Annotated in this window: 12 protein-coding genes; all 12 read right to left on the reverse strand. The window is 70.1% G+C overall.

Translation table 11 applies throughout. From position 1 onward, the window contains the following. Positions 1–11: 11 nt before the first annotated feature. The gene (locus IG08_RS0136110; protein ID WP_030612741.1) at positions 12–1,532 is read right to left on the reverse strand and encodes a glycoside hydrolase family 43 protein; all 1,521 of its coding nucleotides are present in this window, start codon (positions 1,530–1,532) and stop codon (positions 12–14) included. Next, complete coding sequence (locus tag IG08_RS0136115) at positions 1,529–2,374, reverse strand: DUF6807 domain-containing protein (RefSeq protein WP_030612757.1); 846 nt, start codon at positions 2,372–2,374, stop codon at positions 1,529–1,531. The genes IG08_RS0136110 and IG08_RS0136115 overlap by 4 nt, the downstream gene beginning before the upstream one ends. Next, a complete protein-coding gene (locus IG08_RS0136120) occupies positions 2,374–3,516 on the reverse strand; it encodes a Gfo/Idh/MocA family protein (RefSeq protein WP_030612760.1) in 1,143 nt (380 codons plus the stop codon). Before IG08_RS0136120 ends, IG08_RS0136115 begins: the two co-directional genes overlap by 1 nt. Then, complete coding sequence (locus tag IG08_RS0136125; RefSeq protein ID WP_030612763.1) at positions 3,513–4,799, reverse strand: pectate lyase family protein; 1,287 nt, start codon at positions 4,797–4,799, stop codon at positions 3,513–3,515. The genes IG08_RS0136120 and IG08_RS0136125 overlap by 4 nt, the downstream gene beginning before the upstream one ends. Then, entirely contained in the window at positions 4,796–5,692 is an 897-nt protein-coding gene (locus IG08_RS0136130) for a carbohydrate ABC transporter permease (protein ID WP_030612766.1), read from the reverse strand. The genes IG08_RS0136125 and IG08_RS0136130 overlap by 4 nt, the downstream gene beginning before the upstream one ends. Then, entirely contained in the window at positions 5,689–6,621 is a 933-nt protein-coding gene (locus tag IG08_RS0136135; protein WP_030612769.1) for a carbohydrate ABC transporter permease, read from the reverse strand. The genes IG08_RS0136130 and IG08_RS0136135 overlap by 4 nt, the downstream gene beginning before the upstream one ends. A gap of 150 nt (positions 6,622–6,771) precedes the next feature. Then, positions 6,772–8,502 carry an L-arabinonate dehydratase gene (gene araD / locus IG08_RS0136140; protein ID WP_030612772.1) on the reverse strand — a complete coding sequence of 577 codons (1,731 nt, stop codon included), beginning with the start codon at positions 8,500–8,502 and terminating at the stop codon, positions 6,772–6,774. Then, a complete protein-coding gene (locus IG08_RS0136145) occupies positions 8,490–9,401 on the reverse strand; it encodes a dihydrodipicolinate synthase family protein (RefSeq protein ID WP_030612775.1) in 912 nt (303 codons plus the stop codon). The genes araD and IG08_RS0136145 overlap by 13 nt, the downstream gene beginning before the upstream one ends. Continuing rightward, complete coding sequence (locus tag IG08_RS0136150; RefSeq protein ID WP_030612778.1) at positions 9,398–10,066, reverse strand: GntR family transcriptional regulator; 669 nt, start codon at positions 10,064–10,066, stop codon at positions 9,398–9,400. Before IG08_RS0136150 ends, IG08_RS0136145 begins: the two co-directional genes overlap by 4 nt. A gap of 139 nt (positions 10,067–10,205) precedes the next feature. Further along, positions 10,206–10,958 (reverse strand): MBL fold metallo-hydrolase, encoded by a 753-nt coding sequence (locus tag IG08_RS0136155; RefSeq protein WP_030612781.1) that lies wholly within the window; start codon positions 10,956–10,958, stop codon positions 10,206–10,208. Positions 10,959–10,998: 40 nt separating this feature from the next. Next, complete coding sequence (locus IG08_RS0136160) at positions 10,999–11,589, reverse strand: TIGR03086 family metal-binding protein (RefSeq protein WP_030612784.1); 591 nt, start codon at positions 11,587–11,589, stop codon at positions 10,999–11,001. Between the two features lie 85 nt (positions 11,590–11,674). Continuing rightward, the gene (locus tag IG08_RS0136165; protein ID WP_030612786.1) at positions 11,675–12,091 is read right to left on the reverse strand and encodes a VOC family protein; all 417 of its coding nucleotides are present in this window, start codon (positions 12,089–12,091) and stop codon (positions 11,675–11,677) included. Between the last annotated feature and the right edge of the window lie 260 nt (positions 12,092–12,351).

Here is a 12,351-nt window from a genome sequence, read left to right on the forward strand (position 1 = left end):
GGTGCGGTGGGTTACAGGTGGTCGATCCTGAAGTGCGAGAAGGTTGCCGCGCCGGCGTGTCCCGAGCCGACGGGTGCGAGGGCGAAGAGGCCGAGCAGCGCGCCGACCCAGCGCCAGGGGGTGGCGGCGAAGACGGGACCGGACGGGTGCGGCCCCTCCCCGATGTCGTAGAAGAAGCGACAACGCGCCCCCGCGCCGATCTCGATCCGCAGTCGCACACTTCCCTCGGGAGCGAGTCGCGGGTGGTCGGCGTCGCGCTCCTGCTCGGCGACGGCCTCGGCGAACCGGTGTACGAGGTGGACCGCCCCGTCCGCGCCCCGCTGGAGTCCGATCCAGCCGAACGCGTCCCCGAGGACCGCCAGTCCGGCCCGTGAGCCCGCTTCCTCGCTGTGCAACTTGACTTCGACCTCGACGGCGGACGGAGTGCCGGGCAGCCGCTGGGTGAGCACGCTCGGCAGTTTGCGCAGGTCGTGCGCGTCGGCCGAGCGGACGCAGGTCAGCCGGAGCCCGTCACCGGAGTGGTGGGTGGCCCAGCCGTCCTGCGGGTTGGCGGTCCACTGCCACTGGCGGCCGTACCGTCCGCCGGGGAAGTCGTCGTCGGTGGCGGGTGCGGCGGCCGGCTGCGGCGGCAGGTCGGGCTTCGGGTGTACGGCGACGGGGGCGCCGGCGTCACCGAGCACCGGCCAGCCGTCCGCGCCCCAGCTCATCGGCTGGAGGTGGACGACACGGCCGTAGGCACCCTTCTGCTGGAAGTGCACGAACCAGTCCTCGCCGGACGGGGTCCGCACCCAGCCGCCCTGGTGGGGGCCGTTGACCTCGGTGTCCCGCTGCTCCAGGACGACCTTCTCCTCGTACGGCCCGAAGAATCCGCGCGAGCGGAGGGCGCCCTGCCAGCCGGTCTCCACTCCCCCGGCGGGGGCGAAGATCCAGAACCAGCCGTCGTGTTGGTAGAGCTTGGGGCCTTCGAGGGTGAACCAGCCGGGGATCCGGTCGCCGTCGACGATCAGCTTGCCCTCGTCGAGGAGTTCGGTGCCGTCGGGGTGCATACGGTGGCCGGTGAGGCGGTTCTTGACGCCGGAGCGGGACTTGGCCCAGGCGTGCACGAGGTAGGCCTCGCCGGTCTCCTCGTCCCACAGGGGGCAGGGGTCGATGAGGCCCTTGCCCTCCTTGAGGAGGTGCGGGCGGGTCCAAGGGCCCCTGATCTCAGGGGCGTTGATCTGGAAGATGCCCTGGTCGGGGTCGCCCCAGAAGATCCAGAAGCGTTCGTCGTGGTACCGGAGCGCAGGGGCCCAGACTCCGCAGTCGTGGCGCGGTTTCGTGAACTCCTTCGCAGGCTCCAGGCGTTCGAGCGCGTGGCCGACCAGTGTCCAGTTGACCAGGTCGCGCGAGTGCAGCAACGGCAGGCCGGGGACACGGCCGAAGCTGGACGCGGTGAGGTAGAAGTCGTCGCCGACGCGGACGACGTCCGGGTCGGACCAGTCGGCGTCGAGGATCGGGTTCGTGTACGTCTCGTGCGTCTCGTCGGTGGTCACAGGCTCACCGCCTTGCGTATCAGGGCCGCGGCCCCGTCCCGGTCCAGACGGCCGTCGGCGACGACGGTGACGATCCGCCGTACGACGGTGTCGCCCGGCTCGATCGGCAGCCGTTCGTCGTACGCCAACGACGAGCCCACGCCCGGGTATTCACCGGTGCGCACGAACCACGGGTCGCGGCGGGTCTGCTCGGTGGCGCCGGCGAAGACCAGCGTCCAGGTGGAGCCGGCGAGGGCGAGCCAGTCGGCGCGGTGGGTGTGGACTTGGTCCTCGCCCTCGGCCTCGGCCGTGAAGACGTCCGGTGCCGTCGCCTCCTTGCGGGCCCGCCAGAAGTAGCCGCCGTACGCGGCGCCCGGACGCCCGTTGGTGGCGGGGCTGCCGATCGACAGCGGGTCGGGGGTGACGTTCGTCAGGGAGAAGGTGAAGTCCAACGCCCAGGCGGTGTCGGTGAGTTCGGCGGCCGCGACCGTACGGCGCTCACGCAGCAGCTCGGCTCCGGAGGCCACCCAGCGCAGCTCCTCGACGAAGCCGTCGGGGTCCCGGAGCTGGAAGGAGTTGTGCCGTTGGGCGCCGTGGTTGTCGAGCTCGGTCGGGCCCTGGTCGCGGACGTAGGTGCGTCCGCCCCAGAAGTTGTACCCCTCGACGTCGGGAACGGCGACACCGACGCCGAGGTGGTGTGTGTGGTCGGCGGGGCTGAGCTCGGTCACCGCCGTGCCCGCCAGGGTGGTGACGGGGTGCAGATAGGGGCGTGGGGAGAGCCGGGCGGGCAGCTCGGGCCGGGTGACGTAGCGGCCGACCGGGCGGCCCGCGACGCGCAGGACCGGGGAGTCGGTGGTCGTCATCAAGTGCTCACCTCTTTGGGAAGGGTCCAGCCGGCGCCCAGCTCGGAGTAGAGGGAGAGGGTGTCGGCGGCGGCCGCGACGAGGCCGTCGATGCCGGGCACGACCCGGCGGCCCTCGTCGGGGATCAGGTGCCATGCCCCGGCCGGCAGCGGGGCCGGGTCCGGGGCCAGTCGGATCGCCTCGACGACCTTCATGAAGGCGCCGGTCTCGTCCGGAGTGACGAGGAGGTCGGTGCCGTCGGTGAGGTGGTCGACCAGGTTCTCCAGCAGGTCGGTGCGGCCGTACTCGTACTCCTCGGGGCCGTGGCCGGCCCGCTGGAGCAGCACGCGGTCCTGCTTGTACCAGAAGGTGATCCGGCCGCGGCTGCCGTGCACGACGACGTACGGCTCGTCGGGGTCCTCGGCGCACAGGGTCGCGGCGACGGTGACCGTGCGGCCGTTCGCCGTAGTGATTCGGACGCACGAGGTGTCGTCGGACTCGATGTCGTTGGCGCGCAGCAGCTCGGTCTCGATGCCGGTGACGTCCTCGGCGCGCGGGGCGCCCGCCAGCGCGAGGCCGGTGGCGACGGCGTGCGCGAGCGGGTTGGTCAGCACGCCGTCGATCACGTCGACGCCGTTCAGCCGCCGCCGGCCCGCCCAGGGCGCCCGCCGGTAGTACGCCTCGGCACGCGCCCAGGCCCCGGCCCCGCCGATGCCGACCACCTCGCCGATCGCGCCCTCGGAGATCAGCTCCCGGATCGCGGGCACGGCGTGCGAGCCCAGCGACTGGAAGCCGATCTGGCAGACGACGCCGGCCTCGGCGACCCCGTCGGCCATGCGGCGGAACTCGGCGTAGGAGGGCGCGGGCGGCTTCTCCAGGAGGAGGTGCACTCCTCGCTGAGCCGCCGCGAGCGCCAGGTCCGTGTGGGTCGGGATCGGTGTGCAGATCACGGCGATCCGCGCGCCCGTGGAGTCGAGCAGGGCGCCGAAGTCGGCGGACTGCTCGGGCGTGCCGAGGCCCTCGGGGAGCTCGTCCTTGGTGAGAGGCCTCAGCTCACAGATGCCTGCCAGCCGCACGATCCCCTTGTCCTGGAGCCGGCGGATGTTGTCCAGGTGCCAGTGGCCGTGGCCTCGTGCGCCCGCCAGGACGATGTCGGTGCTCATGGGATCCTCCCTGCGCCCGCGCCGCGTGCCACCTCTCGGTCGGCCACTTCGGCGCTGTCGATCTTTGTGTGCAGGGTAGGCGTCCAGCCGACGTCCGCCGTGAGGTCACGCTCGCTGCCCGAGTTGTAGGCGTTGTAGATCGCGAGCAGGTCCACCGGGAAGCCGTTGAAGAGGGTGCCGGTCTGGTGCAGGGCGGTGCCGTTCCAGCTCTTGACCAGGTCGGCGACCTCGATCTCACCGGGTGTGGTGAAGGCGTTGTTCTCGGCGTAGATGCCGGACTCGGTGGAGACGCCGAGGGAGTAGCGGTAGTCGTCCGAGTCGACCACGTACCGGTTGTCGTAGACGTGCACCTGTCCGAAGCGGACGCGGGGCGCTCGCTGGACGACGGACTCGAACTGGTTGTGGTGCAGGGTGACCCGGAGCTTGCCGCGGTCGCCGGTGGCCGAGTCGCCGCTGCCGATGAGCATCGCCTTGTCGTGGTCGGCGAACCGGCTCCAGGAGACGGTGACCAGGTCGGAGCCGTTGGTGATGTCCAGCAGGCCGTCGTGGCGCAGGTAGTTGCGGGCGAAGTAAGTGGGCTCGGCGGCGTCCGGGTGGCCCTTGTCGCTCGCGGTGATGTGGTCGACCCAGACGTGGGTGGCGCCGGTCAGCCAGATGTTGTCGTACGCCGTCTTCCAGTCGCCGAGGCCGCCGGTGTTGGGCTGCCAGACGGGGAAGCAGTCGTAGGCGTCGCGCAGGTCGAGGTTGCGGACGATGACGTTGTCGGCGTTCTTGACCTGGAGGCTGGCGCCCTTGAGGACCGCTTTGTCGCCGAGTCCGACGATCGTGGTGTTGGAGCCGACCGGCAGGACGATCCGCTCGGCCTGCTTGGCCGCCGAGGCCTGGCGGGCGTCCTCCTGCTCGCCGCTGGGCTTGGCGGAACCCCAGGTGCGGGGGTCGTACGCGGCGAGGTACTTCTTCAGGCCGTAGCCGTCGGTGGCGTAGTCGGCGCAGTCCAGGTGATCGCCGTCGTCGTCGGTGTTGGCGTCGATGGTCCCGGCGATCTTGATGATCTTCGGGGTGGCGCTGCCGCCGTCGAGGGCGCGGACGAGTCCGGCCCGGTCGGTGACCGTGTAGACGTGTGCGTCGTCGGCGGCCGCGCCGCCGGTCGTGCCCGCGCCCTCCGACGCCCAGCCGTCGTTCGCGGGCAGGGTGTCGCGGCTGATGTCGCGGGCCTCGGCGTGGGCGGGGACACAAAGGAGCCCCAACAGAGCGGTGAAGACCGTTATCTGACGGAGTCTCATCCCTTCACCGCCCCCGCACTGAAGCCGGTGATCAGCCACTTCTGGATGAAGGCGAACACGATCACTACGGGTACGGCCGCGATGATGCCGCCTGCCGCGAGAGCGCCGAGGTCGACGCTGTCCGCGCTCATCAGGGTGTTGAGGCCGACCGGGATCGTCTGCTTGTCCTGGTTGTTGAGGAACATCAGGGCGAACAGGAAGTGGTTCCAGGAGTGCACGAAGGCGAAGGAGCCGACGGCGATCAGACCGGGGCGCAGCAGCGGCAGCACGACGATGCGGAAGGACGTCATGCGGTTGCAGCCGTCGACCCAGGCCGCCTCCTCCAGGGAGTACGGCACGTTCTTGATGAAGTTGCTGATCAGGATCATCGACAACGGCAGCTGGAAGACGGTCTCCGCGAGGATGACACTGCCCAGCGAGTTGATCATCTGCAGTTCGGCGAAGATCTCGAACAGCGGCACCAGGAGCAGCGCGCCCGGCACGAACTGCGAGCACAGCAGGGCGAGCATGAAGGCCCGCTTGACCTTGAAGTTGAACCGGGCGAGGGCGTAGCCGCCGGCCAGGGCGACGAGCGTCGTCATCAGCAGGGTGGCGACGCCGACGAGGACGCTGTTCTCGAAGTAGGTGCCGAACTGCCGTTCCGTCCACACCTTCTCGAAGTGGTCGAAGGTCATCGGCCAGGGCACGAGCGAGGTGGAGCCTGCCGGGCGCAGGGCGAAGAGCAGGATCCAGTAGAAGGGGATCAGGGTGAAGACGAGGTAGATCGACAGCGGCAGGTAGATCTGCCAGCGCGGGACCTCGTCCCAGTTGCGGCCGGCCTTGAGCGGCCGCGGGGGATCGGCGGGCCGGCGTGCGGGGGCGGGCGCCACCTTGGTGGCCTCCTTGGTGATCACTTCTCGCCTCCGAACTTGCTCAGCCGCAGATAGACCATCGAGCAGAAGAGCAGGATCACGAACGCGACCGTGGTCAGGGCGGACGCGTAACCGAAGTTGTGGGCGTCGACGCTGGTGTTGGCGATGTAGAGCGGGAGGGTGGTGGTCTCCCCCGCCGGGCCGCCGCCGGTGAGCGTGTAGAGCAGGTCGACGTTGTTGAACTCCCACACCGCGCGCAGCAGCGTGGACAGGACGATGGCGTCCTTCAGATGGGGCAGCGTGATGTGCCAGAACTGCTTGAGACGGCTGGCCCCGTCGACCTCGGCGGCCTCGTACAGGTCCTTCGAGACGGACTGCAGGTCGGCGAGGATGAGGATCGCGAAGAAGGGGACGCCTCGCCAGAGGTCGGCAACTATCGCCGCGGGAAAGACAGTTGAGGTGTCCGACAGCCAGCTGGTGCCGTAGGAGCCGATGCCCATGTCGGCGAGGTAACGGGTGATGCCCGTCTGGGAGTTGTAGAGCAGCACCCAGATCGCGGAGGTCAGCACACCGGAGACGGCCCACGGGGAGAAGACCATGGCGCGGCCCATCGCCCGGCCCACGAAGGTCTGGTTGACGATGAGGGCCAGCGCCAGACCGAACATCAGCTGGAGCCCGACCTCGACGAAGACCCACTTGGCGCTGAAGGTCAGCGTGTCCCAGAAGACGGGGTCCTTGGTGAAGGCGTGGACGAAGTTGTCGAAGCCCGCGTATCCGTTCCGCCACGGCTTGGTGGGGTTGTAGTTCTGCAGGCTGTAGTAGAAGACGCTGATGACCGGGTAGGCGATGAAGCCCAGCATCAGCAGGGCCGCCGGTGCGATCAGCAGGTACGGCAGCCTGCGTGGCGTGGCGGAGGCCCGGCGCCGCCGGGGTGGCGCGGGCGGCTTCGCCACGGCTGCGGCTTGGGCCATGACAGTTCTCCGATCTCAGTACGTCGTGCGGGAGGTACGTCGTGCGGGGAGTGCGTGTGCTTGCGTGTGCTTGCGTGTGCTTGCGTCGTGCGGGAAGCGCTTTCTCTCTGGACAGCGGTGTGCGAGGTGGTGCTGTCGTGCTGCTTCGGCTCAGCCGGCGTACGGGTCGGCGACCTTGCCCGGGCGGGCCAGGAACTCGAAGTCGCAGCCGGTGTCGGCCTGGGTGATCTGTTCGTTGTAGAGCGCGCCGTAGCCGCGCTCGTAGCGCGCGGGCGGCGGTGTCCACCCGGCCCGGCGGCGCTCCAACTCCTCGTCGTCCACGTGGAGATGGAGGGTGCGGGCCTCGACGTCGAGGGTGATCGGGTCACCCGTGCGTACGAGGGCCAGCGGTCCGCCGATGTACGACTCGGGCGCCACGTGCAGCACGCACGCGCCGTAACTCGTGCCGCTCATCCGGGCGTCGGAGATCCGCACCATGTCCCGCACCCCCTGCTTGAGCAGGTGGTCGGGGAGGGGCAGCATGCCGTACTCGGGCATGCCCGGACCGCCCTTGGGCCCGGCGTTGCGCAGCACCAGCACGCTGTCGGCGGTGATGTTCAACTCGGGGTCGTTGATGGTGCGTTGCATGGTCCGGTAGTCGTCGAAGACGACCGCGGGACCGGTGTGCTTGAGCAGGTGCGGCTCGGCGGAGATGTGCTTGATGACCGCGCCGTCCGGGCAGAGGTTGCCGCGCAGTACGGCGACCCCGCCCTCGGCCGCGACCGGGTTGTCCCGGGGCCGGATGACGTCGTCGTCGTGCACCTGCGCGCCGTCGATCTGCTCGCGCAGGGTGTCGTACGACACCGTCGGCCGGTCCAGGTGGAGCAGGTCCGGGATCCGGGAGAGGAACCCGGGCAGGCCGCCGGCGAAGTGGAAGTCCTCCATGAGGTACGTCTGTCCGCCGGGCCGTACGTTCGCGAGCACCGGGACCGTGCGGGCGATGCGGTCGAAGTCGTCAAGGGTGAGCTCGACGCCCGCCCGGCCCGCCATGGCGATCAGGTGGATCACGGCGTTGGTGGAGCCGCCGAGGCCGAGGACGGTGGTGACCGCGTCCTCGAAGGCGTCCGGGGTGAGGATGTCGGACAACTTCCGGTCCCTGTGGACCAGTTCGACGATGGTCATGCCGGCCTTGGCGGCCATCCGGTCGTGCCCGGAGTCGACGGCCGGGATGCTGGACGCACCCGGGACGGTCACCCCGAGTGCTTCCGCCGCGGCGGTCAGCGTGGACGCCGTACCCATCGTCATGCAGTGGCCGGGCGAGCGGGCGAGGCCGCTCTCCAGCTCGGTCATCTCGCAGTCGCCGATGAGGCCGGCCCGCTTGTCGTCCCAGTACTTCCACATGTCGGTGCCGGAGCCGAGGACCTCGTTGCGCCAGTGGCCCGGCAGCATGGGCCCGGCGGGCACGAAGACCGCGGGGAGGTCGACGGAGGCGGCCCCCATGAGGAGCGCCGGGGTCGACTTGTCGCAGCCGCCCATCAGCACGGCCCCGTCCACGGGGTACGACCGCAGCAGCTCCTCGGTCTCCATCGCGAGCATGTTGCGGTAGAGCATCGGGGTCGGCTTCTGGAAGGTCTCGGAGAGGGTGGAGACCGGGAATTCCAGCGGGAAGCCTCCCGCCTGCCACACCCCTCGCTTCACCGCCTGCGCGCGGTCCCTCAGGTGCACATGGCAGGGGTTGATGTCCGACCAGGTGTTGAGGATCGCGATGACCGGCTTGCCGAGGTGCTCCTCGGGGAGGTAGCCGAGCTGGCGGGTCCGGGCGCGGTGGCTGAAGGAGCGGAGGCCTTCGGTGCCGTACCACTGGTGACTTCTCAGTTCCTCGGGCCGCTTCACATGGACCACCCGGCGGCTATGGCGGCGACTTCCGCCCGTTCGTCCTCGGGCAGCGGCTTGCTCGGTGGACGGACCTCGCGGCGGCACAGACCGAGGGAGGCGAGGGCCTCCTTGACGATGGTGACGTTGTTGGCGGAGCCGTTGGCGGCGCGGAGTTCCTCGAAGCGGCGGATCTGCTCCCAGACCTTCATGGCGGCCGGGTAGTCGCCGGATCGAAGCGCTTCGATCATGTTCAGCGAAACGGACGGGGCGACGTTCACGAGTCCTGAGGTGAAGCCGGTGGCGCCCGCGGAGAAGTACGAGGGGGCGTAGGGCTCGGCGAGCCCGGCGACCCAGACGAATCTCTCCAGCCCCGCGTCCCGCGCGAAGGCGGCGAACCTGGCCGCGTCCGGGACGGCGTACTTGACGCCGATGACGTTCGGGCAGGCGTCGGCGAGTTCGGCGAGGCGGGCGCCGTACAGCTGCGCGTTGCGGATGTACGGCACGACGCCCAGCTCGGGCACGGCCTCGGCGATGGCGCGGTGGTAGTCGACCCAGCCGCCCTGGGAGACGTACGGGTGGACCGGCTGGTGGACCATCACCATCCGGGCGCCGAGCTCACGGGCGTGGCGGGCGGAGGCGACGGCGGTGGGCACGTCGTGGCCGACGCCGACGAGGATCACGGCGCTGTCGCCGGCCTCGTCGATGGTCAACTCGGTGACCAGCTGGCGCTCTTGGGGCGTCAGGGCGTAGAACTCGCCGGTGTTCCCGTTGGGGGTCAGGATCCTGATCCCACCGTCGAGCAGGCGACGCAGCAGGGCCCGGTGGGCGTCCTGGTCGATGGAGCCGTCCTCGGCGAACGGGGTCACCGGGATCGCCACCACGTCGGCCAGGGCCGCCCGTTGGGTCTCGAACGTCACGCTGCTCATTCCTGACCTTCCTCTGCCTGGAGCTCTTCGAGGACCCCCGGGTAGGCCCGTTGCACGAACGAAGCGATGTGGGCGTGGAGGGCGCGCGCCGCGCCGTCGGCGTCACCGTCGAGCGCGAGCCGCAGGATCTCCCGGTGCTCACCGGCCTCCCGCTCCCAGGAGGGCGAGGCCGCCCAGGCGACGGCGGAGACGAGGGCCGCCTGGTCGCGGACCTCGTCGAGCATCCGGCCGAGCAGCGGGTTGCCGCAGGGCAGGTAGAGCGCGCGGTGGAACTCCCGGTTGGCGAGGGAGCGTTCGGCGGTGTCGGTGGCGTCGTCGGCCCGGGTCAGCGCGTCCCGTGCCGCGTCGAGGGAGGCGCCCCGCTTCACGGACCGCTTCAGCGCCTGGGGTTCGAGGAGCAGCCGCACGTCGTACACCTCGCGCGCCATGTCCGCGTCCACCATGCGCACCGTGACGCCCTTGTACTGGCTCATCACGACGAGTCCGGTCCCGGCCAGCGTCTTGAGCGCCTCGCGCACGGGGGTCTTCGACACCCCGAACTGCGCGGCGAGCTCGGTCTCGACCAGGGCCTGACCGGGCGTCAACTGCCCGGTGAGGATGCGGTGTTTGATCGCGTCCAGCACGTACTGCGTGCGGGACGGGATCGGGGTGGGCACAGAGGTCATGCGCGCCTCTCGGATCTCGCGGTCTCGTATCTGATCTCGCGTATCGCGTCTCATATATGACGTACGAAGTACGACGCGTTGAAGGTAGGAGGGGCCCCGTGTTTCGTCAATGCTTCTGACAAAGGAAGTTGAGGTTGCGTCAGACGGTGCGCGTCTCGCCCACCCGGGCGGCGGCGGTCGGCCCGCCGAAGACGGAGGCGGCGCGGGTGGTGGCGGCCTCGGGGGTGAGAGTGGGCCCGACATGCGTGACGAGCAGCTGCCGTACGGCGGCCTCGCGGGCGACGCTTCCGGCATCCTCCGGGGTCAGGTGAACCTGTTCACCTTCGCGATGGACGTCGATGTCGGCCTCGCAGAGGAACAGGTCGGCGTCGCGGGCGAGTTGGGTGAGCGCGGCGCAGGGTCCGGTGTCCCCGGAGTACGCGAGCACCCGCCCGTCGGCTGCGGCGCGGAGCCCGTAGGCCTCGACATCATGGGTGACGGCGTGGGCGGTGAGGGTCAGGTCGCCGTGCCGGGCGGTGTGTCCGTCGTACAGCTTCCGGAAGTCGAAGATGCCGCTCAGGAAGCCGGTGTCGGCCCGCCCGAAGAACCCGGCGAGGCGCTGTGCGCAGCCGTCCGGGGCGTAGACGGGAAGGGGGACGGACGGGTTGAGCCCTCCGTAGGCCAACCCGTACACCGCGGCCAGCAGATCGGCATGGTGGTCGGCGTGCAGATGCGAGATCCAGATCGCGTCGAGTCGTACCGGATCAGTGTGCCGCTGCAACTCCGCGAAGCTCCCGAACCCCGCGTCCACCCACACCTCGGCGCCCCCACCGCGTACCAGGTAACCGGAGCACGGGGTGTCCGGCTGCGGGTGCGGGGAGGCGGTGCCGAGGACGGTGAGGGCGAGGGGCATGCGGGGAGCGTACGGTCGCCCCGGGCCGTACGCCTCCCGATTACGACCCCGGGGTCCACCCCGGGTCCCGCCCGCTCAGCCCTACCGCCCGGTCGAGCAGCGAGGCGCCCTCCGGCACCGGCACGACCGGGCCGAAGATGCCGCCCCGGTCGGGGTCGTCGGCGGAGGCGAGCAGGAAGTCGTGCGACGCCTGGAGTGCGGCGGGGTCGGGGTCGTACGGCTGACCGGTGGCCCGGGCCAGGTCCCAGCCGTGGATGACCAGTTCGTCGATCGCGACGGCGCCGGCGATCTCGCCGGGCAGGTCGATGCCGCCCGCGCGGGTCATGCCGGTCCAGGCGGCCGGGTCGCGCCAGGCCTCGGCGAGTTCGTCGAGGACCTTGGGGAGCTCCTCGCGCCAGCCGGGGCCGATGTCCGGCACGGCGGCGGTGGGGTCGGTGTCGGTCGTGACGCCCAGGTCCTTGCGGGCGGCGTCGCGGAAGGCGGCGGACAGGTGGACCAGGTGGCCGAGCATGTTGTGCACCGGGCAGTCCGGGCACGGTGTGGCGTCGGCCAGCTGTTCGTCGGTCACGCCGGCCGCGAGGCGCGCGACGACACGGGTCTGCGGTCCGAGGTCGAGGGTCGTGTCGGTCATCCGCTGCTCCTCAGAGTTCGGGGGATCTGAGGGGTAGACCGTCCACGCGGCGGAAACTCATCGCAGGCCGCGCCCGCTCCGGAACTCAGTCCGACCAGTCGGCCGCGCTCATGCCCTCGGGATGACCCGTCGGCCACTGGACCAGCTCGATCCGGTTGCCGTCCGGGTCGGTGAGCCATGTCGTCAGGAAGTCGTCCGAGCCGTCCGGCGATCCGGGCGCCCCGGTGTCGATGCCGCGGGCGGCCAGCTCGGTGAGGGTGGCGGCCATGGACTCCACCTTGATGACGAAGTGGCTGAGGCCGGTGCCGACGGCGGTCTCGCCGCCGTCGGGGTCGTGGACGAGTTCGATGCTGACGAACTCGTCGCCGGGGAGTTTCAGCATGGTCAGGCGCCCGAGCGGGGTCGCGGGGACGCTCCCGACCACTTCGTAGCCGACGGCCGTGTAGAAGGCGAGCGACCGCTCAGGATTCGTCACTCTCAGGCCGAAGTGCAGTGTTCTCATCGGTCTCGCCGCCCTCTTCCCGCTGCTTCTTCAGAGCGAGCTCCCGGGCCATCTTGTCCGAGTGCAGCCTCATTTCCGCTTCCGTACGGAGATCGAACATATTGCTTCCTTTGCGCTTTACCTTTTCTTTGCTTGAAGGTTACATCACCACCCGGCCTCACGTCACGGGCAAATTACCGACGCACACAGCTAGTTGGCCCACTGTTCACCCTTGTTCTCTAGGGCGCCTTCCCCATCCGCACGCCCCCGCCTTAGACCCA

The sequence above is a fragment of the Streptomyces fulvoviolaceus genome, assembly GCF_000718165.1.
In the GTDB taxonomy this organism is placed as follows: domain Bacteria; phylum Actinomycetota; class Actinomycetes; order Streptomycetales; family Streptomycetaceae; genus Streptomyces; species Streptomyces fulvoviolaceus.